Genomic DNA, 25,529 nt, shown 5'->3' with positions numbered 1-25,529 from the left:
ACGGTTAACTTATAAATTGACGTACTTGATTTAGCCGCAATGCTTCAAAAGACGACTCTGCCATAGCTTTAGTCCTAGTATGGTCGTTTTCCATAATGGCGATAATGCCAATAGCCTTAGCACGGTCGTTTTCCATAATGGCGATAGTGCCAATAGTCTTAGCACGGGCGTTTTCCATAATGGCGATAATGCCAATAGTCCTGCAGAATCTTGTCATGATCAAAGCAGAGACTATCAGGCAGCTCCCATAGATCGAACACCTTAAAGTTTTTGGCATCGTCCCCCGCAGTGGGTTCTCCAGTAGCTGTCGCTAAGAAAACAATACTAATGGTGTGTTTACGTTGGTCCCGGCTGGGGTCAGAATACACATGAAATTGCTCTAGTAGCTTGATATCTAACCCAATTTCCTCTTTCGCCTCGCGAATTGCTGCTGTTTCCACCGACTCGCCGTAGTCCACAAAACCACCGGGAATTGCCCAACCCAATGGTGGGTTCAACCGCTCAATCAAAATAATCGGACGATTTGGTCGATCGATTAATTCAATAATGATGTCGACAGTGGGAGCGGGATTGCGATAGGCCATAGGGTCGCTAACAGGTGTTCTTAACAGGACGGTCTTGCATCAAATAACCATGCTAAAGTCAATTGGCTTGGATTAAGGCCAAGACATTGTCAAAGCTTAAGCTCTTAGACTTTGCTTTGGTGAAGAACGGCTGTGCGACTCCCTGTCTTTACATCCATGCCTTTATAAAACAGTGGGCATTGCCCTTCAACTAACCCAGTACCCTTTATTCTTCACCCTTCGTCATGGCATTCACCCGAGCTAGTGGTATTTTGTTGCACCCCACGTCGCTACCCAGTCGTTATGGCATTGGAGATTTGGGACAAGCGGCCTATGGTTTTGTGGATTTTTTAGTGGAAACTAAACAGCAGCTTTGGCAAATTTTGCCCCTAGGACCAACGGGCCACGGTAACTCTCCCTACATGTGCTATTCGGCCATGGCCGGTAATCCTTTGTTGATTAGCTTAGATGAATTAGCAGAGCAGGGGCTATTGGAGAAAGCTGATCTGGGAGAGGTGCCTGAGTTTTCCGCTGAGCGGGTGGAATATCACAAAGTGATTCCCCATAAGCTGGAATTACTAAAGAAAGCGGCTCAAAAATTCCAGATGAAGGAGCCTCAAGAGTTTCAGGAGTTTTGTCAGGCCCAGGCCTTTTGGCTAGAGGATTACAGTCTGTTTATGGCGCTGAAGGATGCCAATCAGGGGGCCAGCTGGACTGATTGGGACCGGGCAATTGCTAAGCGGGAACCAGAAGCGTTAGACCTGTGGCGAACTAAGTTGGCGGATGCCATCTTTTTGCAGAAGTTTTTCCAGTTTGAGTTCTGTCGCCAGTGGTTTGCCCTCAAAGCCTATGCTAATGAGCGACAGATTCAGATTATTGGCGATATGCCGATATATGTGGCCCACGATAGTGCGGATGTATGGGCATTCCCCGAGAACTTTATGGTGGACCCTGAGACACTGCTGCCGTCTCAGATGGCAGGGGTGCCGCCGGATTATTTTAGTGAAACCGGTCAGCTGTGGGGGAACCCCACCTATAACTGGGAAGAGCTAGAAGAAACCCAGTTTGATTGGTGGCTTAAACGAATTAAAACGTCCCTATCCTATGTGGATCAGATTCGCATTGATCATTTTCGTGGGTTTGAGTCCTATTGGGCGGTGCCTGAAGGTGAAGAAACCGCGATGAATGGTCAGTGGGTTGAAGCACCCGGTGTGCCGCTGTTTGAACGGGTGGAAGAAGTATTGGGTAAGCTGCCGTTTTTAGCAGAAGATCTTGGCATCATCACCCCTGAAGTAGAAGCTCTGCGGGATAAGTTTGGTTTCCCAGGTATGAAGATTCTCCAGTTTGCCTTTGGCTCGGACCATCGTAATCCGTATTTGCCATTTAATTGCGATCGCAATTTTGTTATTTACACAGGCACCCACGACAATGACACCACCGTTGGTTGGTATAGCAAGGCCAATGATTATGAAAAACAACGCCTGATCGACTTTGTGGGTGGTGTGGCCCCGGAATCAGTGCATTGGGCGATGATTCGTTTGGCCCTGTCTTCTGTGGCTACTCTATCTATCGTTCCCCTGCAAGATTTACTCGGTCTAGGCTCCGAAGCCCGCATGAATACCCCAGGACTCGCCGAAGGTAACTGGGAGTGGCGGTTTGATGCTGCCATGTTGAATCCCACTGTATGCCATCAATTTAGAACCCTCACAGAGTTGTACGGGCGCGCTACCCATCAATGGCCCTAAACATCGTCAATCTTGATGGATTTACTTGATATTGATCGGGCAATGACGTAGCCATTGCTTAAGTTTTGTCATGAAAATCTCTATTAACTTTGTCTGTGTTTGTAAACGAAGTTAATAGAAAAATTTCGAGAAGATAAAAATTTAGTTAACGCTCCAGAATGATTTATGGGTCAAGTTAACAGAGGTGGAAGACTGGTTTATAGCTTGTGGAGTTTCCCCTACACAACTCGACGTGTAGTCAAATTTACTGAAAATGATCAGTTCAAACAGGGGTCTTCCTTGCAATATCCCTGATAGAATCCAACCTAGAGGTAATTAAGGCGACATGTATGGCCATGGTTTCTAGCGGGCTAGCTCCTATCCAGTCCTCGCTGCGGGTAGGTTTAGGTAGAGTGTTAGTCGTTGAAGACGAAGAGCTGATCAGAGAGACAGTAGCGCTGGCCTTAGCTGAAGAAGGATTTGAAATTGTCGTTGCCGCAGACGGCCCAACAGCGTTAGAGAAATTACTGGGTTCGGCTGATGGTAGCAAAGATGCAATTCCAGACATCAGTCTGGTGATTTTGGATCTGATGTTGCCAGGAATGAATGGATTAGATCTTTGTCGATTGGTACGGCATCGAGGTCTGAATGTGCCCATTTTGATCCTCAGTGCCAAGGGGACAGAAATGGATCGCGTTGTCGGTTTAGAAGTGGGTGCCGATGACTACCTGTCTAAGCCATTTGGCATGCGTGAGCTGATTGCTAGATGTCGGGCTTTGCTGCGCCGCTATCAATCTACGGCTAAGTCAGAAGATAGTTCCGCACTGCGCTTTGAGGGTATTACGCTACATCCCAATGAGTGCAGGGCATTTCTCAACGATGTTGAACTTAACTTGTCGCCAAAAGAATTCAAAATCCTAGAGCTGTTTATGGGACGACCTCGTCGGGTGTGGTCCCGAGATCAGATTATTGATCGTGTCTGGGGGTATGACTTTATGGGGGATAACAAGACAGTGGATGTGCACATCCGTTGGTTGCGCGAAAAATTGGAAGAAGATCCAAGTAAGCCTAAGTACTTGAAGACTGTGCGTGGGTTTGGTTATCGATTGGGTTAAATGATTAGAATGCAAAGTTGCAGTACTTAATACTGCAATTGGTCCGAATCCATAGCTGACTGATTGTTAAGATATCTATGCCCTTAAGCATATCTATGCCTAAGGGCTACAGGATAGTGAATTGTTATGGGGCGTAGGATGGATACTGCCAACCCTCTTCGCTATGGTCAAAATCCCCCATGAACCGGTTGCGGTAAAGCGTAAACAGTTTCTCCACGGCATGGTGGTTTCACCCCACACGGTTGCCGCCAAAGCTGGTGAGACAATTTTGCAGCAGGGTGGCAATGCTGTCGATGCAGCCATTGCTGTCAGTGCTGCCCTGTCAGTTACCTATCCCCACATGAATGGTCTGGGTGGGGATGGTCTGTGGTTGATTTATGATGCGTCCACTCGGCAGGTAAACGGCTTGAATGGATCAGGTCGTTCGGCTGCCTGCTTGAATAAGCCCATGGTGCTCTCGCAGCGAGGGGCCGCCGCTGCCATAACGGTACCTGGAGCTGTTGATGCTTGGTGGGAGGCCCATCAACGGTTTGGGCAGTGGCCCTGGGCATCTCTGCTGAAGCCTGCTATAGAGCTGGCCCAAAAGGGCTACCCGCTGTCGTCATCCCAGTTTCGCTGGACTCGGAAAGATCGAGACCTATTGATTAGGGACGCTGGGGCAGCAGCCACATTTTTGGCCCCTGAACAACGTCCTGGTTGCACGGTTAAAAATCCAGCATTAGCACAGGTACTGGAAACCCTGGCTAGGGATGGTGTGGATGCTTTTTATCGTGGGCCTATTGCCCGCGCCATTGTTGATTATGTTGCGCCCCTGGGGAGTCCCCTGAGCTTGGGAGATTTTGCCAATCACCAGAGCGACTGGGTGGAGCCGATGACGACCACCTATCGAGACCATACCATCTATCAGCTGCCCCCCAATACTCAGGGGCTGTCAGTGTTGCAGATTCTGAATTTAATTGAGCCCTACGACATCGCTAATTTGGATGAGGTCAGCTATTACCATCTGATGGTGGAAGCGACTAAGCTGGCGTTTTGCGATCGTGACCGTTGGATTGGCGATCCCTCATTTACCCATGTCCCACTAGAGCAGTTAGCCTCAAAGGCCTATGCCGATCGGCTAAGAACTCAAATTAATTTATCCCAGGCCCGAGTTGAAAACCCCTTGCCAAAGGGGGGCGATACTATCTATGCAGCGGTTGTAGATCGCTACGGTAACGCTGTTTCCTGGCTGCAAAGTTTATATTTTGACTATGGCTGTGGCGTTGCGCCCCCAGAACTAGGCTTTGTGCTTAACAATCGAGGTGCTATCTTTTCCCCTGATCCAAACCATGCCAATGGAGTAGCTCCTGGTAAACGCCCCCTCCAGACATTGATTCCTGGGATGGCTTTGCAACATGAACGACCTCACCTGGTTTTTGGGACCATGGGTGGGGAAGGTCAGCCTCAAACCCAAGTTGCCCTGCTTACCCGTGTCTTAGATCTGGGCGTCGATATTCAAACTGCCATCAATATGCCCCGCTGGCGTTGGGGCCGTACCTGGGGTGAAACGTCTGCTCGACTGGCGTTAGAAGGACGTATTAGTGATGACATTTGCCATGGGCTACGCCAGCGCAAACATCAGCTTCAAATCGAGGCGAATTGGTCCGAAGCCATGGGCCATGCCCACATGATTCAGGTGCAGAAGACCCGTCTTTTTGGGGCCTGTGACCCCCGAAGTGACGGTTTAGCCATTGGCGTTGGTTAGAGTGAAATCGAGCAGACCCTTCAGATCGGTTCACAAAAGATAAATAAAGGCAAAATAAAATTTTTTTAGAAAAAGGTTATTTGGCTGGCCAGGAAATAGCTAAAACCTTGGCAACATCTCTAACCGGCTGCGGCAACGACTAAAGGTTGCCGCAGCTTCATCCCTGGTTTCACTTCAAATCTTACAAAAATCCTTGATGGAAGTTTGTTAGAGTAGTCGCGCACGTAGTTCCATGCCCCCATGACTTCGCCTAATACAGATAGACCTCCTAAAGGGCGGCTATTTTGGAAAAAAGTAGCCATTACCCTAGGGGCAGGTACCCTCATACTTGGCACCGCTGCCGCCATAGGGGCTTGGGTTTTTATCAATAGAGGATTAACGCCGCTATTGGAACGGCGACTCTCCACTCTTTTAGAACGTGAATTAGAACTCGGTGACCTACAGGGCCTCTCTTGGAATGGTTTACGGGTAGGGCCTTCTAAATTAAATGCTACGGAAACCGATCCCACCTATGCGACGGCGCAGACTGTAGATGTGGGATTTAATCCACTGCAGGTGCTATTCCAACGGGAGCTAGAGATTGACCTCAGGTTAGTCGGGGCCGAGGGCTATGTGGAGCAGCACCCGGATGATGGCTGGCTAGGCATTGATGTACCCACATTTGAACCGGTGGAAGATCCGCTAATCAAGGTGCGGATGGATGATATTGATTTGGTAGATAGCCAAATCACTGTGGTCCCCTTACCAGCGGATGGGGCAGAGCCGACACCGTTAACGTTGGTCGATCTTAATGGCACTGTGGCGATTGAGCCAGTGGACGTTAATGGCCAGGAGGCACAACGAATAGAGTTTGTAGCCACCATCACACCGCCCAACGAGGGTGATTTAGAAATCACTGGTGCTGTAGTGCCGACACCTTCTGGGAATGATGAACAGCCTATACAGCAAGAAATTAGGCTGAATGTCAATGCTCAAGGAGTCGCTGCTGAGACGGGTTTGGCCTTTCTGTTGCCCACGTTAGGACAACAGAATTTGCCCCTGGCAGCGACGGCTGGCCGGGTTAGCGGTAACTGGACCGTTTCATTCTTGCCAGACCAACCGGTAACCGTGGATGGAGCCGGTAGCCTTGATAATGGTCAGCTACAGCTGACATCCCTGCCAAATACGGGCCCCTGGGGTAATACTATCGAGGATATCGATGCTGAAGCTCGATTTAAGGGCACTACGATTACGGTTGACAGCGCCAGGGGAAACTATGAAGACTTGGTGGCTACGGCCACGGGTACCGTTGACTGGAATGGCGACTATGACCTGACTGCCCAGGTTGCAGATGTGGACCTTGAACAGCTGTTAGAGCGTTCTGAGGTGGAGTCGCCCATTGCTCTAAGCGGTGTTTTTGACAGCAACATCGCGATTACGGGGCCAATTTTGCAGCCCCAACTCTCTGCCAGGGTTGTGGCTGATGGCCCAGTCACCGTTGATCGACTGGTGCTGAATGATGTCAATGCTGATGTGGTGCTAGAAAGCGATCGCATTGAAAATTTATTAAACACGGTGACGGTGGCTCAAATTAGTGCCACCCCCGAGCTTGGGGGGCAAGTCACGGGTAGTGGTGTTTTGAATCTGGCAAATTTACCCGATGGCCCACCAGAGTTGGACTTTGAGGCTACGGCGACGAATGTGCCAGGGGATGCGATTGTTGCGCTCTATGATGTTGAGCAACTGCCAGTCACCCTGGGCGCGATTGTTGCGACAGCAACAGTTACCGGTCCCATTGCTGCCTTAGAAGCCCGAGTTAATGTCCAGGCCCCCACCCTTGCCTATGGCGGTCAGGTTTATCCAGCCAATGCCACGGCAGTGTTTGCCGATGGCGGTTTCTCCATTCCCCAGGCATTGGTGCAGGTGGGTGCAGGTACTCTAACCGGTAGCGGTGACGTCGGGACAGATAGCTGGCAGGCCAATATCGCCGCTAATAATATCGATTTACAGGCATTGGGCATTGCCCAGGCTCTCGCGGGTAATCTCAATGCCGATGTTGCCCTGGCAGGTCCGGTTCAAGGGGCTTCCCTGGAAAACCTGCTGGCCATGGGAGACTACAATCTGCAGTTGGCCGATGGGTCAGTACAGGGCAATGCAGAGCTGGTAAACGGTCGCTGGCAAACCGATGCCAACCTCAACACCATTGGCCTCAGTCAGTTTGCAGCACAGCTAGGGGGCACCACCAGCGGCACTGTAACCTTATCGGGGGATGTCAACGCGCGTACCCTGGCGGATCTGCGTGGGCGGGGTGATTTAAGTTTCTCCGCTGGCCTGGCCGGATTCTCTCCGCAGCTAGCGGGGTTAGATGCCCCCCTCACCAGTCGCTTTGCCTGGACCGGCCAAGACCTACTCATCGAAGACGCTAATAGTGCTCAGCTCCAGGCACGGGGGGTAATTTCTCCCCAGTTTGAAGGCAATCAGTATCAGGGGATTCGTGGGTTTGAGTTAGATTTAGACGCCCAGCGCTATCCGTTGGCACTACTGCCTGTCCCTGTCCCCTTATCCGGTTTTGCTTCATTATCAGACGGACGGTTAGTGGGCACCCTCGATAACCCCCAGTTTAGCGGGACCCTTCTACTGGAAGATTTTGCCGTCAATCAGGTCGCCTTTGATCCAGTGCTATTGGGGCCGGTCAGCTACCAGGGTCCATCAGGACTGATGGTGGATTTAGATGGGCAAACGGGGCCAGCCACCCCCGATGGTCTAGCCGATGGCATTGCGGTTAATTTTCAAGCTCCCCGAAACATAAACTTTGATGTCAGCTGGCAAGGGGCCCAAGCCTCTGGCCGCACCGAGGGAGATATTTTACGGGCCACACTCCAGGATCTGCCGCTGCAGGCCTTAGGCTTACCAACGGTAGAGCGTCTGGGGGGAGGCCTTAAGGGCACCCTGTCTTCCCGGGGTGAATGGGTCGTCGACTTGAATCGTCAAACCCTGGTGGGCGATGTCTTTATTGCTCAGCCAGGGGTGGGGTATCTCAATGCTCAACAGCTTACGGGGCAATTGGCCTATCGGGATCGGCGGGTCTTTGTGGAACGGGGTGAGCTCATTTTCAACCCATGCTCCAATCGGCTGAATGGTCAGGCATTGCCCTCCTACTGTGGCGCTCCGGATGTGGCTGACAGTATCTATCGCTTCAATGGCAATGTGCAGCTGGATACCCTGGCTTACAATGCCAATGTTTCTGTCGAAAATGGTGATATCAAGGACGTATTCACGGCCCTTGCGATTACAGACCTGGATGATTTAATCCAAACATTTCAGGCTCCAACGTGGGTAGAAAATCAGCCATCTCCTGAAGAGATTCCACAGGTATTAGCTACCCAGGCGACGGGTAATACCGAAGCAGCATTATTAGACCAAATCCGTCGGTTGGCGGAAATTCAAGATATTCAGGAGCAAGAGGCTCTGGCTGAGGCACAGAACCCGATTCCGCCCCTAGATGAGCTGGAAGGACGATTTGATGCGATTGTTCGCCTCAGCGGTCGCCCCCAGGAAATTCCCGAAATTATGTTTGACGTTGACGGTCGTTCCTGGACTTGGACCAGGGACTTTGTGGCCGATCGGGTGGTGGCGCGGGGGCAGCTGGCCAATGGCAACCTAACGCTACAGCCTGTGCGTTTAGAGACCGCTTTGCCACCGGACGGAGAAGGGAATCCACGTCAGGCATTTGTTAACCTGGCCGGTAACCTATCGCTGGTGGAAGAAGATGCATCCAGCTTGCAGTTGGTGGCTGAGGACCTGCCGGTGGCAGCGGTGCGCGATATTTTCAATTTGCCAGTGGGGCTAGAGGGGCGATTGGATTCGATCGCAAACTTTAGTGGCGGTTTGGGCAATCCAACGTTGCGAGGGGATGTTGTTCTGACCGATGGCAGCATTAACGAGCAACCCATTGAGCAGGCGGAAAGCCTATTCCTATATGAAAATGCTCGCCTACTGTTGCAAGGTGAGTTGCTACAAGTCGATAATCCCCAGCCCCTGACCCTGGTGGGAGATATTCCCTATGCCTTTGACTTTATGACCGTGCAACCCGCTGATGATCGGATTGCATTGACCCTGGATGTGGCTGATGAGGGATTAGCTCTGCTCAATGTTCTCAACAATCAGGTGATATGGGAGTCTGGCAAGGGGCAAGTCTCCCTTGAGGTGGGGGGGCGATTGAGTCGACCCACCATCAGCGGTTCGATGAATGTGCGAGAGGCGGTGTTGCGATCGCCATTGCTACCCGATCCCCTCACAGACTTTAACGGAAACGTTGTTTTTGAAAACAATCAGATCAATGTGCTGGAGTTGCAAGGACAGTACGGTAACGGTCGGCTACAGGCCGCAGGGAGCTTCCCCCTATCATTTCCTTTTATTATCGATAGCGCCGAGCTGGCCCTTTTAGGAGCTGACGACCCAAGCGATGTCGCCGAGGACAACGATGCTACACCTGCTGTTACAAATCCTCCCATTGCCGATGCTGCTATTCCAATGCATCCCTCTGGTGCCCTGACGTTTACCCTGGACGACATCGATCTAGACCTGCGGGGTATTTATGAAGGAGGCGTTAACGGCCAAGTGGTCGTCGGTGGCAGCCTCTTATTAGGTGGGCCTCAGTTAGGTGGTGTGGTAGAGCTTGCTAACGGTCGTTTGTTTTTACCTGAAGGGGGTGACGCTGCGCCCACATCAGAACCCGAACAAATCTCCAACTTTATTCCTCGGTTTGAAAATCTCAAACTTACGTTAGCGAGAAATATCCAGATCCAACAAAGTAATTTACTGAATGTAGTTGCCCAAGGAGATTTGCGCGTTACCGGTCCCCTCAGACCATTTCGAGCCATTGAACCCGAAGGAACTATTCGGTTACGGTCTGGCCGCATTAATCTCTTAACCACCACATTCCGATTAGCCGGTCGTGATAACGTGGCGCGATTTGTGCCGGAGCGAGGGATCGCTGATCCACTCCTGGATATACGATTGCGTACCTCGGTGACCGAAACCCAACAGCTGAGTCCTGGGGTAGAAGCAACAGCATTTGCCTCCTCAGAAGTGGCCGATACGTCTGTCGATCCCTTCCAGGGCACTGCGGGCATCGAAACGATTCGTATACGAGCTACCTATCAAGGCAGTGCCAGTAACCTCCTCGAAAGTTTATTCCTCTCAGACATCAGTGATTCAGTGATTGAATTTTCTAGTTCCCCCCCTCGCTCTAGACAGGAAATTGTTAATTTACTTAGCGGTAGCTATATTGCTGCATTACAGTCGGGGCAAGGGGTGATTAACTTCTTTGGAGGAGCGTTGCTAAATACTGTGCAGGATTTTGTGATCAGCAGACTCAACCTGAGTGAATTCCGTCTGTTCCCTGTAACTGGTGCTTCTCGATTCTCCAACGAGGAAAATAGTGGTTCTGCCCTAGATGTTGCCACTGAAGTGGGATTTGATGTGACTGATAACATCACCCTATCACTGTTGAAAATTTTGACCGATAGCACCCCTGCAGAATTTAATGTGCAATATCGCCTGAGTGACGAATTTTCCATCCGTGGCACCACTAATTTCGACGATCGCAATCGAGTTTTGCTAGAGTTTGAAACACGGTTTTAGTCTAGATACTTTCTACCTGGACATGGCTTCTCATAAATTTATCAAATTGCTGATAAACGCTGTGGGTGGTGTATCTATACTGATAACTAGTCTCAGTAGACGAAGTCAACCAAAGGCAGCTCCCACCACACACTTGGCTTGATTGCTATGCAATCGTACTGAGCGCACCTCCCGGATCATTTCCTAATATTTAACCATCCGTCCACTTCCTATGAATCAGCTCATATCTCGGCTTACTCGCCCTGCCCTAGCGGCACTTCTGGCTTTGTTTGGTTGTGGCTGGACGGCACAGGCTGTAGAGGCCCAAGCCCTGCTGCCCTATACGCTCCCCCTAGATGAAGAACGGCTGACAGCAACGGGGCTCACCTTGGCTCAGGAGGCGGCTCAGCTGGCTCAGTTCCAGCAATACGAGGAAGCCTTGGCGCGGATTCAACTGGCTGCTCAGCTTGCGCCCCAGGACCCGCAAATTCTGGCGTTGATGGGAAGCTTGCACCTCCAGGTTGGCGACAGTGCTGCAGCGGTGACTGCCTTAGAAACTGCCAAATCCATCAGCAACGACGATCCCGTTATTTGGTTTACCCTAGGGTCCGCCTACTTTAGTGAAGGAAAGTATCTCCAGGCGTCTAACTCCCTAGAGAAGGGGCTGAGTTTAGAACCCGGCAATCCCGGAGCTCACTTTGATTTAGGCAATGCCTATTACAAACTTAACCGTTATGATAAAGCTATTGAGCAGTATGAATCTGCCATTAGCTTTAACGAGTCTTTCTGGCCAGCGGTTAACAATATTGGTCTGGTTCTGTATGAAATGGGGCAATTAGAACCTGCTATTGAGCAATGGGAGCGCTCTCTGACTCTTTCTGATGAAGAGCCCGAGCCGACATTGGCCATTGCCGTTGCTCGTTATGCTGCCAATATCAATCGCCCTGCTGCTATTGAATCGGCCACTGCAGCACTGGAGCGTGACAGTCGCTATGCTGACTTGGCGTTCCTTGAAGAGAATCTTTGGGGTGATCGTTTACTGAGCGCAACAGAAGCTATGTTCGGTACACCCGGAATCCAAGAGGTTCTGGCTGGACTGTAGACGAAGCCTGACTTAAACCAACAATTTAGATCCTCCAATAAATATACTACCTAGGCATTTAGGTAGTATATTTGATCTAACTTAATTGTTCTATAGAGGTTTAATTTTTTCGACTGATTGCATCTGCTATGGCTAATCGCTAATCATAGCCTTAACATCGTCCACAAATTTTTGGTGGTCAACAATGGGTTTAGAGATATAGCCATCGGCTCCGCTTTGCTGTAAAAAGTTTTCGCGATCGCCATCCATAGCATGGGCTGTCACCAAGATAATTGGTAAGGCTGCAGTGCTACTATTTGCTTTCAGCATTTGGGTGATACGGATGCCATCTACCGGTTTCCCTTGATAAACACTATGGGATAGGGAAACATCCATCAAAATAACGTCTATTTCACCGCTTTCTGCAATCTGTATGACTTCATCCACGTTTTCTGTATGTTTGACCGCTAAGCCGCCGCGCTTCGTCAAAATCTTGGAGAAAACGCGTGCGTTGATCATGTCGTCTTCCACAATTAAAACTGTTTTCATAGGCGGTTTTGTTAACACAGCAAAGTTACTATAGCCGTTGTTGGTCATTGACCTGGGTTCAATAGGTCAATTCAGGGCTTGTTGAAAAAACACTGACCCAGTGACGCAGGCGTTATCAAGTCTATTGAATTCTTGATCGATTTGGATTTGAACTATTGCGGATCCATAACGCTTGTGTATAAGGTACAGCATTGGTAAGGCTAATTACTGTCTTTAGGACGGCTTTCAAGGATACGAAATCATGGCAAACCAGCTAAATGCGTTTTCGGATGAGCAAATTGTTGTCACTTCTCTTCATACAGAGGTGCAACGATCATATCTGGAATATGCCATGAGCGTAATTGTGGGGCGGGCCTTGCCAGACGTGCGTGATGGCCTGAAACCAGTGCATCGGCGCATCCTTTATGCAATGCACGAATTGGGTTTGACACCCGACCGGCCCTTCCGCAAATGTGCCCGTGTAGTTGGGGATGTGCTGGGTAAATATCATCCCCATGGCGATCAGGCGGTTTATGATGCGCTAGTGCGTATGGTTCAGGATTTTTCGACTCGCTATCCGCTGCTAGATGGCCATGGAAACTTTGGGTCAGTGGATAATGATCCCCCAGCGGCCATGCGTTACACAGAAACGCGGTTGGCCTCTGTAAGCCATGAGTCTTTACTGGGTGAAATCAGCGAAGCCACTGTCGATTTTATTGATAACTTTGATAGCTCTCAGCAAGAACCAACGGTATTGCCAGCCCAACTGCCTAATTTATTGCTCAATGGCAGTTCTGGTATTGCGGTGGGGATGGCAACGAACATTCCTCCCCATAATTTGGGAGAGATCATTGATGGTTTGATCGCGATTATTGATCGGCCCACGATTTCAGATGAAGCACTGTTTAAGCTGATTCCTGGTCCAGATTTCCCGACGGGAGGGGAGATTACGGGTACCAAAGGCATTCACGATGCTTATCGTACTGGTCGCGGCAGTATTCCGGTGCGAGGGATTGCTGGCTTTGAGGAAATTCAACCAGGTAAGGGACGACAGCGTCGCAATGCCATTGTGGTGACAGAACTGCCCTATCAGGTAAACAAAGCGGGCTGGATTGAAAAGGTGGCTAATCTGGTCAATCAAGGCAAGCTTGATGGCATTGCGGATATTCGTGATGAAAGCGATCGCGATGGCATGCGGGTAGTGATCGAGTTGAAGCGAGAAGCTCATCCCCACAGTATTTTGGCCGCCCTCTACAAGATGACGCCCCTGCAAAGTAATTTTGGGGCCATTATGTTGGCACTTGATGGGGGGCAGCCGATTCAGATGCCCCTGCGTCACATGCTCCAGTCTTTTCTGGATTTTCGTGAAGAGACACTAGTCCGACAGTACACTAACGAACTCGAAAAAACTGATCGACGCCTGCATATAGTCGAAGGTCTGTTGACGGCCCTCGATAGCATTGATGAAGTGATCGAAATTCTGCGGGCTGCGCCAGATGGTTCCTCGGCAAAGCTGGAGATTAGTGAACAATTTGAGTTGAGCGATCGCCAGGCCGATGCAATTTTGGCCATGCCCCTAAGGCGCTTGGTCGGCTTAGAACAAGACAATCTGCTTAACGAGTTTGATGAGCTATCGACGACAAAAGAAAACTTAGAGCGTTTACTCTCGGATCGCAAAGAACGACTCAAGGCCCTCAAGAAAGATCTTAGAAAGCTCAAGAAGACCTTTGGTGATCAGCGTAGAACTCGTTTGCAAACCGCTAGCGAACGGGCGGCTGAGGAAGAACGGTTGGCTAATCTTGTGGCTGAGGCCCAGGAAGAGGAAACTGTGGTGGAGCTGACTCGTAAAGGCTATGTCAGACGTTTGTCGCCGCGAACTTATCAGCGACGGCAGGGCAAACAAGAAGATCTGCCCATTAAGCTGACTGAGCTTGATGATGTGACAACCCAGACGGAGTTTGCATGGACCACCCATAATTTGTTGGTATTTTCTCGAGATGGTAAAGCCTTTAGTCTAGCGGTGGGGGATATCCCCCTGGCTCAGCGACAGCAGTCTAAGGGGCAACCTTTGGTTAATTTGTTGCCCGATGCCATTGGGAATGATCCGGATGCTGTGCTTCCTCCTATTTTGATGACGGATGAGGTGATGACACAGCAGATTATTTTGGTGACCGCCCAAGGAAAAATCAAACGGTTGCCGTTGACCGAGTTTGAATCGATTACTGGACGTGGGTTAGTGGCAATTAAGCTCAAGCCCGGGGACCACTTAGCCCATGCGGTGATTGCTGATTTAGAGCAGGATCTGATGCTGGCTTCTTCTGGAGGACGTCTTTTGCGATTTACCATTGATCGTGAGCAGTTGCCGGATACTAGTCGAAATTCCCAGGGCACCCAAGCTATTCGGGTACTCAAGGGAGAATCTGTTGTTGGCTGTGTGCCGATTCAAAATAAGAGCAAGCTGTTGCTGATGTCGACGAAGGGCTATGCCAAACGGATGCAGGTGGCTGCGATTAAGCGCAGTAGCCGAGGGGGGATTGGTTCTCAGTCGTTTAAGTTTAGTCAAACTGGCGATCGCCTGACGATATCGTTAAAGGCTCCTGACTCTGCTGACTTTATTGTCATGACCAGTGAAGAACGAGTGGCTAGTTTGGCCGCCGAGCGTGTGCCGTTGCAGGGACGAAGTCAACCGTGCGATCGCATGTTTACCCCTGCTCGCGGTGAGCTTATTACCGATATTCTGGTATCTGTAGATTGCGTTGCTAACTAAGCTGCGCCTAATTGTCCTGATACCTAACTAGGAATCCAACGTGGCCGAAGTTGTTATAGACAACGTTTATAAGACATTTCCGCGTCAATCCTCCGAGGCTAAGTCAGCAACGGTGCTCAAGCGGATCCATCTAGATGTCGAAGACGGTGAGTTTATGGTGCTTGTAGGACCGTCTGGCTGTGGCAAAAGTACGCTACTGCGTCTGATTGCTGGGTTAGAAAGTATTACTGGCGGCACCATTACCATCGGTGAGCAGCGGGTGAACGCTTTGCCTCCCAAACAAAGGGATGTGGCCATGGTGTTTCAAAGTTATGCCCTCTATCCCCATCTCAGCGTGTATGACAACCTGGCCTTTGGTCTGCGGCGCACCGCTGGTGATTTACCGACAATCGCCCGTTGGCAACAAGCATTATTCGGGGTGAGTCGGCTACTGCCCCCAGGGTTTCACTATTGGCCAGAGCGGGAACAGGCCATTGCTAAACGGGTAAAAGCCATTGCAGAGATTTTGCAAATTACGCCATTGTTAAAACGGTTGCCCCGCCAACTCTCCGGTGGGCAAAAACAGCGTGTAGCCTTGGGGCGGGCCATGGCCCGTAATCCCCAGGTGTTTTTAATGGATGAACCCCTATCTAACTTGGACGCGAAGCTGCGCACCGAGACCCGTGCCCAAATTGTCACTCTGCAGCGTCGGCTCGGGACCACCACGATTTATGTCACCCACGATCAGGTGGAAGCCATGACCATGGGTGACCGGATTGCTGTGATGAACCAGGGGGTGATTCAGCAGATCGCTGCCCCTCTAGAGCTATATCGTTCGCCGGTTAATCGGTTTGTGGCCGCGTTTATTGGTTCACCACCGATGAACTTTCTCACGGTACAGGTACAGGCTCCCCTAACCTTGACTCATCCTGCTTTTCGAGTGACATTACCGAGCCATTGGGAGCCGATTTTGACGGCCTATGGCAATCAACCGTTGACCCTGGGCATTCGTCCCGAACACCTCCGCCTTACAGTGCCTGCCCCTAAACATCTGGCCGTTACTGTGGTCCGTGCTGAGGCCCTGGGGAGTGAAACATACCTCACGGTAGCTTTGGCGGATGGCATGGGAGTGGGTGCTGCCGGGGACGTATCGGAGGAAAAAACACTGCGAATGCGTCTTGATGGTGTTGAAGAAACGGTGCCTCGCCCCGGCGATCAGCTGACCATCGGGATTCGAGTGGAGCACGTTCATCTGTTTGATCCAGAGACTGGGGCAGCCATTAATGTAGCTTGACGCCCATAGTTCACAACATCAATCGCAACCGTTAGTTGCCAGATTTTAGTTATCAGATTTGTGGCGTAAGCGTAACCCCAACCCTGTCAGGATTGCGATCGCAACACCTGATGTGGGTTCCGGTACTGAGGGTGGATCAACAATGTCTGGTTCTTTAACCATCACCTGGAAATTGCTAATGGTCACCTGGGCCCGCCCCCCGCGATTATCAGCTGTGCCAATTTCAAACCCAAAGATTTGATTGGCGGCAACCTTGACCAAACTGCTGCCCGATTGCGTTGCAGACCCATTGCGATCGATAAGCTCGGTAAAGACCCCATCCGTCTTGAGAGACGTGGGGGGGAAATTGCCCAGAGCAAACCCAAAGGGGTCAAAGGCAGGACCAAATGTATCAGCTGTGGTGTAGTCCCAGTCAAACGAAATTATGCTGGTTTCTGGCACAGTCACAAATACAGTTGTGAAGCTGGTGTCGCATAAAAACAATAGGTTTGGCTGAACGGTGTCGCATGCCAACCCAAACTCATCCAAAATTGAAGCCTGATCGCTACCCAGTAAAGTTAATGAATCCGGTGCATTTGTAAAATCTACCGAGCCATTAAAGGGAGCTAGCGGAACACCCTCGATCGTGATTTTTGAATTGTCGATACCTGGAAATGCTGGACTACTGTTGAACAACTCCCAGTTTTCGGGGGCAAAGTTGTCCACAAAACCCTGGGCACTCACTGTCTGGGCTGTTGTGCTAATGACAACAGCAGATGTAACCAATGCGCCTAAAACAGTATTTATAATGGCTTTTGCCATCGTATTCCGCAGTAAAAAACCTTAACCTTATTGCTTTAACAAGGGTTAGTAGACCTAACCGGAAGATGACCTGATATCCGTACAAATCAATACGTGCCTAAAGACGTATTTCCGATTGATTTGCCATTACGCCGAATATAATCTTCCTAAAATTGAAATGCCGAGATTGGCGATGGGCATTTACATAAACAATATTGTTGCTTTGGCTTTGTTAAGGTTGGTTGATGGCAAACTCACAAGTTTCAGTAAAGACCAATTAATTGGCAATAAATTCTGAGATTGGCATCAGTAATTACGCTGTTTTTTGTGGGTCAACTTGCCTTTTCTAGAGTACGGACATGTAGTGGGTTTAGCGTGAAACGTCTGATAATCCTTGATATAGCATCAAATACCGTAACTATGCGATACAAAAAAGTTGCGGATTATATCTTCCTATCAATAATTTTTCAGAATACGGCCCTGGTCCATACACTTATTACTCAAACGCTGTAGCTTTAAAGGCGCGACTTGATAGCCAGCGTGAACATTATGGGACAGCATTGGGACAGAAAAAAAATTGGCTTACTGACAAGTGGTGGAGACTGTGCAGGTCTCAATGCCGCCTTACGAGCGGTGGTGCACCGAGCCAATGGCTATGGATGGGAGGTAGTCGGTATTTCCCGAGCTACCCAAGGCTTAATGGCCCGCCCACCTGAGTATGTGGAATTTGATGTATCGAGTACCCATAACTTATTACTAGCGGGTGGCACCGTTCTGGGGACTACAAATAAGGGAAATCCGTTTGATTTTCCTTTGTCCGATGGATCTACTTGCGATCGCTCCCAAGACATTATCGACGGTTACCATCTGCTCGGGTTAGATGCCCTGATTGGTATCGGGGGGGACGGCAGCATGGCCATCCTACGTCGCCTCGCCCAGCAAGGAGGTCTAAACTTAGTCGGCATTCCCAAAACCATCGACAATGACCTTGGCTGTACCGAGCGTTCCATTGGGTTTGACACGGCGGTAAATATTGCAACCGAGGCCCTGGATCGGCTGCATTTCACTGCGGCTAGCCATTCTCGGGTGATGATTTTAGAAGTGATGGGGCGAGATGCCGGTCATATTGCCCTCAATGCAGGGATTGCCGGGGGAGCTGACATTGTCCTGTTGCCTGAAATTCCCTACACAATCGATAACATTTGCCAAACCATCAAAGGCCTAAAGCGCAATTTTGCCACCATCATTGTGGCGGAGGCGGTGTGTACCGAAGCTGGTGAAAAAGTTGTTCAAACCAATCGTTTGGGGCAGTGTCGCCTGGGCGGTATTGGTGAATATTTAGCAGAGCAAATTACTGAGAACATTGGTGCTGAAACTCGTGTGACTGTACTTGGTCATGTGCAGCGGGGGGGTACACCGTCACCGTTAGATCGAGTTCTAGCGACGGCCTTCGGTGTAGAGGCCGTGGATTTGATTGCTGCTGAAAAGTACGACCACATGGTGAGCTGGCAAAATCGTCAGGTGGTGCATGTGCCCATTACCGAGGCGATTGCTGAATATCGGGCTGTGAACCCCCAGGATACGCTGGTTAAAACGGCCCGAGGCATGGGTATCTGCTTGGGAGATACTAACTGTCACGCGGTCAACACCCATATTCGCCGTGACGCTACGGTGTTTGCCTAGGCCCTACGCTTGTCAGCGAGATTCTGGGCTTTCCAGGGCTGGTTGCTCTGAAGTTTTAGCTTGAATCTTTAGAACAGCCAGCTATCCTGTTGCCTACGTAGACAGCTGGGTGAATGTAAGCTTCTGTTAACCAATGACATGATTGCGCGGGTGACGATAGACAATAACCCCATGTCTTCAGTCATTGTTCGTACCTATTAGCACACCACTCTATGCAATTTGCTAAATCGTTGACGTCGACCCAAGATGACACCCAAGAAAAAATTCTCGGGGCGGCCCAACGACTGTTTGCTCGCAACGGGTATGGTGGTACGACTACTCGAGATTTAGCCCAAGCTGCTGGTGTAGCTGAAGGCACGCTATTTAGACACTTTGAAAATAAAAAGGCGATTCTAATTGAAGTTGCCACCCGAGGTTGGGTAGATTTACTGACTGATTTACTGACTGAGCTCAGTGAAATGGCTAACTATAAGGCCATTGCTAAGGTGATGCGTAAACGCATGTTGAACCTGTCTGCCAATACTGACATGTTGCGCGTCTGTTTTATGGAAGCTCAGTTTCACCCAGAGTTACGGGAGCGGGTGCAGGCTGAAGTCATTGCCAAAATGACCGATGTTGCCGAAGCATTTTTCCAAACGGCCATGGATCGAGGCACCTATCGCCCCATGAACCCTCGGGTGGTTGCTCGGATTTTCCTGGGTATGTTTACGATCGCAGGGTTTAGCCAGGTTACGCTGGCTGATGAAGCAAACTCCCCCCAGGATATGAAAGAGCTGGCGGAAACCCTGGCGGATATTTTTCTCAATGGAGTATTGGCAGCAAACTCTGAGGCCTAGTTCTGCCGTCTAGGCAATAGGCTATTGAGATCATCCGCATTCACTCGATAGGCTGCCCCAAACCCCATCACGAACTGTCCGGCTTGGGGCTGTAGTTGAAAGACTTGAAAATCCGGTAGTCCTTTCATCAGGCCGATCACGTGACCAAACCGTTGTTCAAAGCGATCAATGAGCGTTTGCCATTGGGGGGTATCGCGGGGCAAGGGGGTGGCAGCGCACTCATAGGTGAGCCGACGTCGTGCAAAAATTTCCTGTGTTGCTGCTTCATCTTCGATAAAAAGAACGCTGGCCCGACAGGTTTGTTTGAGGTTGGTGGTGTGGGTTGATAACCCACTGACATATAGGTAAAGGGTCTTATCCCCATCCATCAAAAACGGTGCATAACTAGCCTGGGGAACACCCTTGGCGCTGACGGTGCTCAGGATGATACTGCGAAACTTTTCAGGAAATTCTTGATAAATCTTAGTCACACGGGTTAAGTCAGCCATAGTTTCATGAAAGGGGCCTGTTTTTCTGGTGCGCTTTAAAAAGTAACACCCGTAGCGATGGCCCCATGGAGTTTCTATCCTTCCGGTAAAATACTCAAGCTAGTTATCTAATGTCCCACTATGGCTCGTCGAATTATTCAAACTGATCAGGCTCCCGCTCCTGTTGGTCCCTACAATCAGGCCATTGTGGCTTCAGGGGAAATGGTGTTTGCCTCAGGGCAGGTAGCTTTAGACCCGGCCACTGGAGCTTTGGTAGGTGAAGGCGATGTGGCGGCCCAAACTAAGCAGTGTTTGGATAATCTCACTGCTGTTTTAGCGGCGGCAGGAGCAACCATGGCCGATGTAGTTAAGACATCGGTTTTTCTCAAGGATATGAATGACTTTGCCACGGTAAATGGTGTTTATGCCAAGTACTTTGACGAAGCGACAGCTCCTGCCCGAGCCTGTGTGGAGGTGGCTCGTTTGCCTAAGGATGTTTTAGTGGAAATCGAGTGTATCGCGGTGACATAGGTCTAAAGGGGCGTTGCATGCAATGCCCCACCGGTTGACGGTTTGGGTTTCGCGCGTTAATGTACAAATATCTAAGCGCAAATTGCTTAGGCCGCTATCATTTGTAAAAGTCTTAATCCCATGCATCACCAATTCCTCTATTTTTGGTTTAGCCAGGTTCACCGACCATGAACCCGAGCGCTAGCATGGGATGTCGGTGAACCGCAGGGCAAACGCTCTGCGGTTTTGCTTTATTCATCAGTACCCGTTTTATTTTTGACACCATGACCGTTAGCTACAGCTGGCAATTTACTTTTTACTTTTTTACGCCACCACCGGGTAGGTAGCGTTAGCGTTTGCTGTACTGACTTGCCCGGAGCCCAAAAGGCTGCGGGCTTTTTGTTTTTTTGCTGTTATTGATTCCCTAGACCCATGAAAGACGCCAAACTTGTTGCTAAAAGTCGTGCTAATCACATTAGTGAAATTGAGATTGCACCTGCCTTAGCGGGGCAGGCCTCACCGATCACCGTCGGTGGCAAAGACCTATTTATTGTTGGCGGCCCCTGCGCGATCGAAAGCATGGCTCAAATGGAGGCCATCGCCCAGGCTCAACTGCCGATCCAGGGATTGCGAGGGGGGATTTACAAACCGCGCACATCTCCCTATTCATTCCAGGGGTTGGGGGATGTCGGCCTGGATATTCTCTCGGCCATCCGCAAACGCTATGGTTTGCCTGTGATTACTGAAGTAATGGCGATCCATCAAATTGAAAAGCTGGCTCCCCATGCAGATGTTTTGCAGATCGGTAGCCGCAACATGCAAAATTTTGATTTGCTCAAGGCCCTTGGAGAGGTCAATAAGCCCGTCTTGCTGAAGCGAGGTTTGGCAGCAACGGTGAGCGAGTTTGTCATGGCCGCAGAGTATATCGCTAGCCACGGTAATCCCAACATTATTCTCTGTGAGCGAGGTATTCGAAGCTTTGATAGCCACACTCGCAACGTGCTTGATCTGGGAGCTGTGGTTGCCCTCAAGCAACTTACCCACTTGCCTGTGCTTGTTGATCCTAGCCATGCCACTGGCAAGCGAGAGTTGGTTGCGCCCTTAGCTCGGGCTGCGATCGCAGCTGGTGCCGATGGTTTGATCATTGAATGCCATCCAGACCCCGATCAATCCGTCAGTGATGCCAGACAGACCATTAGCTTAGAGGCCATGGCTGACCTTGTAGACAGTTTAGGCCCCATCGCTCAGGCTGTGGGACGAGCTGTGAAACCCTCAGCGTCACTAAAGCTAGTGGCGTAATTGAGGGAGTGGTTCTTCCAAAATTAATGCACATCCCTGGAACAACGCCTGAAAGCGTGATGTCAGTAAAAGTTAAAAACATATCAGGATGCTATCACCAAACTTTAGGCTGTCCATATCTACAGATCTAAGTATGGCTGAGACACTGAACTCCATTGGAGTCAGGGGTTGGCAGGCCTGTAAGGTTCTATCACAAGTTCCGGAGGGATGTGCTCTTTTTATAGGATGTTCTGACGTCTAAGTTTTTAGTAGTACAACTATTCAGAGCTACTTAGTTAGCTTTTGGTTATTAATACATAAATATTAGTCAAGATGTGGTCATCGGATACTAGCCTCTTGACTCCTAGGATTTAATCTCGTCGTGTAGATGAAATTCAAACATTGGTTATTACGGTTCATGTTGCGCATTCAGATCTCAATTAAATAGTCAAAACATTTTATTTGAATTTCTAGGAGAAATCTGAGGTGAGACGAAAGCACTTTTTAAAGGGGATACCTGCTGTCGCTACACTCTCAGTTCTGGCAATTCTAGGCCTTAAAAGTGTTGCTGTAGATTTTGATCAATATCGGAGCTACAGCGCGTTAATTTCGGATCAGCTAGTTAACGAGGCGGCGACTCAACTAGCCTTACAAAATATTCGCTTTACCATTTCACAAAATGGTCAATCCCTGAATACGGCTTTATTAGAAGCCGAAAAAGTACAGGCTCAACTGACGGAAAGCATTCCGCCGTCCATATCGCCCAAGGATGAAAGCAGTTTGCAAAAACAACTGGCGTTTAATGCTGAACTGTTGGCAGAAAAACGACAGCTTATAGGGCAACTGGAAGTCCACCACGCTGAATTGAGGACAGCGTTAGCTCAAGAAGCTAATTTGCTAAATGGGTTGAATGGCAGTCTCAGGCTTGAGGTGGGGGCTTTACTAGATGATTTGTCTCTCTATGTCGTGACCAGTGATGAGAAACTTGTTGCTGGTATAAAAGCAAAACTTAGGCGTCTAGGTACTCGAGCAGGCACGAGCGCTGAGACTCAACAGCAAATGACTCAGCTGGTGCAAATGGTGTTAGATAACAAACCGGCTGCAGATGCGTTAGTGGCGCAGGTATTTAATTTACCATTAACCAATAATATTCGAGCTCTAGAGGAGCAGTTTGATGACATTCATCAAGCAACGCGATCGCGACTGGCCCTTTATCGCAACCTGGTCTACATCCTGTCATTTGTCAGTTCAGGCATGATGGCGTTCTGGGTGATCAATCGCCTTCAGCAATCAAGTCAAAAAACAGTGCGAGTGCTAGAAAGCATTACGGATGCCTTTATTGCTGTGGATCGCACTTGGTCAATTACCTACGTCAATGCCCAAGCCGCCGATATTCTCAATTGTGATATTCCAGGGCTGCTGGGCCAAGACTTTTGGAAAGTTTTACCAGAGTCTCTCGGCAAACGATTTACCGAATATTATCGCCGGGCTGTTGCCACCAACCTTGAGGTCGTTAGCTTTGAAACCTATTACGAGCCCACTGAACGCTGGCTGATGGTGCGTGGTTATCCTGGTCTAGATGGCTTATCCATCTTTTTACAGGATTTTACAGAGCGCAAACAGGCTGAAGAGCAGCTGATTGACCTTAATCGCGATCTGGATAACCGAGTCAAAGACCGCACAGCACAGCTAGCCAATGCCATGGAAGAAGCTGAAACAGCGCGGGTAAAAGCAGAAGATGCCAATCGCTCAAAGAGTGAATTCTTGGCCAACATGAGTCATGAGCTACGTACGCCGCTCAACGCCATCATTGGCTACAGCGAAATGTTGGAAGAAGATGTCACTAGCATCGGTGAAGAAGACTTTGTTCCTGATTTACAAAAAATTCAAGGTGCAGGTAAACATCTTTTAGGGCTGATCAACTCAGTCCTTGATCTATCCAAAATCGAAGCCGGTCGAATGGAACTCTTCTTGGAAGATATCTGTGTGAAGACCATTCTGGATGAGATTATAGGCACCATTCAACCCCTTGCTCAAAAGAATGGGAATCAGCTGCATATGTCCTGTCCGGATGATATCGGCATGTTGCATGCAGACCAGGTTAAACTCCAACAGAGTTTAATTAATTTACTCAGTAATGCCTGTAAATTTACCGAAAATGGTGAGATAACCCTGGCGGTTGAACCAACGGTGTCAGTTGGCTCTCAGGCAAATGAAGACAATTGGCTACAGTTTACCGTTACAGACACTGGAATTGGTATGACCCCTGAACAGATGGATAAGGTCTTCCAGGCCTTTACCCAGGCAGATACCTCAACCACTCGAAAATATGGAGGTACTGGTTTGGGTTTGACAATTACCAAACAGTTTATCTCCATGATGGGGGGCAATGTATCGGTTGATAGCACCTACGGAGAAGGCACAACCTTTACCATTGCTGTGCCCAGAAACGTCCAGCTGGAAGAATCATCCCATGAAACCTTCTTTGCCCCCCCGGTTCACTTAATAGATAGGGAGTCTATTTCAGCGCTCCATGAGTTATCAGGTCGCGCATTAGAAAAGACCATCTTGGTAATCGATAGTGATATCGAGGCTTGTGAGAGTTTGCATAGTTGGCTGACAGATGCCGGTTACAATGTTGTGTCTGCGGCAGATGGTCAGCAAGGTCTGGCGCTAGCTGACGAGCTACTTCCCGATGCCATCATTTTAGACATGATGTTGCCCGATCAAGATGCATGGTTAATTTTGCAAGACTTAAAAACAATGCCAGCGGTCTCCCAGGTCCCGGTTATTTTGCTGTCAATGACTGAAGAAGCTGACCGTGCTCACCAGTTAGGTGTCACGGATTACATGCTCAAGCCCATTGATCACATTCGTTTAATCGACCTTTTGAATAACCAAATTCCTGAACAAACATCCCCCAGGATTTTAGTGGTCGATGATGATATCAATGCTAGAGAGATTATGGCGCGTTTTTTACAGCAGTATGATTGGACTGTGGTGCTTGCGGCCAATGGTCAGCAGGCGTTGGACTATCTCAATAGGGCTGTCCCTGACTTAATTGTGCTAGATCTGATGATGCCTGGTCTGGATGGTTTTGAGTTTGTTCAAATTTTGCGTCAAACACCTAGCTGGCGAAATATCCCTGTCATTATTGTCACTGCAAAAACACTGACAGCTAAAGATCAAAAGCGTTTAGAAGGTGTTGTTAGAGTGTATCAAAAGGCTGATTTCAACCGTCAGGATCTGTTGAACGAAGTGCGCTCCCTAGTATTTGCTGAGGTCGACAGTACACCGATAGCAGGATAATAGCTGTTTTCTCTTCTAGACAGCTGGGGGGGCAGAGATCGGTAAATCTACTGCCTAGTTTGCGTGATGTTGCCATGAAGGCTGGTAAAAATAGATATAGTGTCCGTAACTAACTACGTGTATTTTCCGGAACCCATTGTAATTCTGGAGCATCTCTATAAAGATGTTTTGTCGTTGCTAAAAAAATGTGACGGCAGTGCAAATTATCCCTGGTACCTATCTTCATCAGATGTTTAAAGGGCATCATAAACTAATTAATGAAGCCTT

16 protein-coding genes and 1 pseudogene are annotated in these 25,529 nt (G+C 49.3%); 12 read left to right on the top strand and 5 right to left on the bottom strand.

Features of this window, described 5'->3' with window-relative positions; translation table 11 throughout:
- Nucleotides 1–4 precede the first annotated feature (4 nt).
- Both SPB21_RS14680 and SPB21_RS14675 read right to left on the bottom strand, forming a co-directional pair.
- Nucleotides 5–178, bottom strand: coding sequence for a hypothetical protein (locus tag SPB21_RS14680; protein ID WP_499867008.1), 174 nt, complete (start codon nucleotides 176–178; stop codon nucleotides 5–7).
- The gene (locus tag SPB21_RS14675; RefSeq protein ID WP_163660796.1) at nucleotides 159–584 is read right to left on the bottom strand and encodes an NUDIX domain-containing protein; all 426 of its coding nucleotides are present in this window, start codon (nucleotides 582–584) and stop codon (nucleotides 159–161) included. The genes SPB21_RS14680 and SPB21_RS14675 overlap by 20 nt, the downstream gene beginning before the upstream one ends.
- A gap of 206 nt (nucleotides 585–790) precedes the next feature.
- On the opposite strand from SPB21_RS14675, the pseudogene malQ reads away from it, so the two are divergent.
- The 5 genes and pseudogenes from malQ to SPB21_RS14650 all read left to right on the top strand — a co-directional run.
- Nucleotides 791–2,308: pseudogene (gene malQ, locus SPB21_RS14670) on the top strand (4-alpha-glucanotransferase); the annotation flags it as partial.
- Nucleotides 2,309–2,637: 329 nt separating this feature from the next.
- Nucleotides 2,638–3,402, top strand: coding sequence for a response regulator transcription factor (locus SPB21_RS14665; RefSeq protein ID WP_163660800.1), 765 nt, complete (start codon nucleotides 2,638–2,640; stop codon nucleotides 3,400–3,402).
- Between the two features lie 163 nt (nucleotides 3,403–3,565).
- On the top strand, nucleotides 3,566–5,146 hold the full coding sequence (gene ggt / locus SPB21_RS14660) for a gamma-glutamyltransferase (protein WP_499867007.1): 1,581 nt from the start codon (nucleotides 3,566–3,568) through the stop codon (nucleotides 5,144–5,146).
- A 240-nt stretch (nucleotides 5,147–5,386) separates the two neighbouring features.
- Nucleotides 5,387–10,771, top strand: coding sequence for a translocation/assembly module TamB domain-containing protein (locus tag SPB21_RS14655; RefSeq protein ID WP_499867006.1), 5,385 nt, complete (start codon nucleotides 5,387–5,389; stop codon nucleotides 10,769–10,771).
- 211 nt (nucleotides 10,772–10,982) lie between these two features.
- Nucleotides 10,983–11,852, top strand: coding sequence for a tetratricopeptide repeat protein (locus SPB21_RS14650; protein WP_163660806.1), 870 nt, complete (start codon nucleotides 10,983–10,985; stop codon nucleotides 11,850–11,852).
- A 132-nt stretch (nucleotides 11,853–11,984) separates the two neighbouring features.
- On the opposite strand, the gene SPB21_RS14645 is transcribed toward SPB21_RS14650, so the two are convergent.
- Nucleotides 11,985–12,380: a response regulator gene (locus tag SPB21_RS14645; protein ID WP_036020131.1), complete on the bottom strand. Its 396-nt coding sequence runs from the start codon at nucleotides 12,378–12,380 to the stop codon at nucleotides 11,985–11,987.
- A gap of 241 nt (nucleotides 12,381–12,621) precedes the next feature.
- Here SPB21_RS14645 and gyrA point away from each other — a divergent pair, with 241 nt between their 5' ends.
- A complete protein-coding gene (gene gyrA, locus SPB21_RS14640; protein WP_499867005.1) occupies nucleotides 12,622–15,126 on the top strand; it encodes a DNA gyrase subunit A in 2,505 nt (834 codons plus the stop codon).
- A gap of 40 nt (nucleotides 15,127–15,166) precedes the next feature.
- Nucleotides 15,167–16,399, top strand: a complete 1,233-nt coding sequence (locus SPB21_RS14635; RefSeq protein WP_499867004.1) for an ABC transporter ATP-binding protein — start codon at nucleotides 15,167–15,169, stop codon at nucleotides 16,397–16,399.
- A 45-nt stretch (nucleotides 16,400–16,444) separates the two neighbouring features.
- Here SPB21_RS14635 and SPB21_RS14630 read toward each other — a convergent pair whose 3' ends face one another.
- Nucleotides 16,445–17,200 (bottom strand): hypothetical protein, encoded by a 756-nt coding sequence (locus SPB21_RS14630; RefSeq protein ID WP_163702487.1) that lies wholly within the window; start codon nucleotides 17,198–17,200, stop codon nucleotides 16,445–16,447.
- Nucleotides 17,201–17,728: 528 nt separating this feature from the next.
- Between SPB21_RS14630 and SPB21_RS14625 the strand changes: the two genes are divergently transcribed.
- Together SPB21_RS14625 and SPB21_RS14620 are read left to right on the top strand one after the other, a co-directional pair.
- On the top strand, nucleotides 17,729–18,862 hold the full coding sequence (locus tag SPB21_RS14625) for an ATP-dependent 6-phosphofructokinase (protein WP_163660814.1): 1,134 nt from the start codon (nucleotides 17,729–17,731) through the stop codon (nucleotides 18,860–18,862).
- Nucleotides 18,863–19,074: 212 nt separating this feature from the next.
- Nucleotides 19,075–19,698 carry a TetR/AcrR family transcriptional regulator gene (locus SPB21_RS14620; protein WP_006515089.1) on the top strand — a complete coding sequence of 208 codons (624 nt, stop codon included), beginning with the start codon at nucleotides 19,075–19,077 and terminating at the stop codon, nucleotides 19,696–19,698.
- On the opposite strand, the gene SPB21_RS14615 is transcribed toward SPB21_RS14620, so the two are convergent.
- A complete protein-coding gene (locus SPB21_RS14615; RefSeq protein ID WP_499867002.1) occupies nucleotides 19,695–20,186 on the bottom strand; it encodes a HugZ family pyridoxamine 5'-phosphate oxidase in 492 nt (163 codons plus the stop codon). The genes SPB21_RS14620 and SPB21_RS14615 overlap by 4 nt on opposite strands.
- 120 nt (nucleotides 20,187–20,306) lie before the next feature.
- Between SPB21_RS14615 and SPB21_RS14610 the strand changes: the two genes are divergently transcribed.
- The 3 genes from SPB21_RS14610 (at nucleotide 20,307) to SPB21_RS14600 (ending at nucleotide 25,262) form a co-directional block, all read left to right on the top strand.
- On the top strand, nucleotides 20,307–20,696 hold the full coding sequence (locus tag SPB21_RS14610) for a RidA family protein (RefSeq protein WP_163660819.1): 390 nt from the start codon (nucleotides 20,307–20,309) through the stop codon (nucleotides 20,694–20,696).
- A gap of 411 nt (nucleotides 20,697–21,107) precedes the next feature.
- A complete protein-coding gene (gene aroF / locus SPB21_RS14605; RefSeq protein ID WP_163702492.1) occupies nucleotides 21,108–21,974 on the top strand; it encodes a 3-deoxy-7-phosphoheptulonate synthase in 867 nt (288 codons plus the stop codon).
- A 465-nt stretch (nucleotides 21,975–22,439) separates the two neighbouring features.
- Nucleotides 22,440–25,262 (top strand): response regulator, encoded by a 2,823-nt coding sequence (locus SPB21_RS14600; RefSeq protein ID WP_163660823.1) that lies wholly within the window; start codon nucleotides 22,440–22,442, stop codon nucleotides 25,260–25,262.
- Nucleotides 25,263–25,529 lie beyond the last annotated feature (267 nt).

Origin of the sequence: Leptothoe sp. ISB3NOV94-8A (assembly GCF_043421595.1) — a bacterium.
Taxonomy (GTDB): Bacteria; Cyanobacteriota; Cyanobacteriia; order Phormidesmidales; family Phormidesmidaceae; genus Leptothoe; species Leptothoe turfae.
This window is presented reverse-complemented; position numbering and strand designations above follow the sequence as displayed.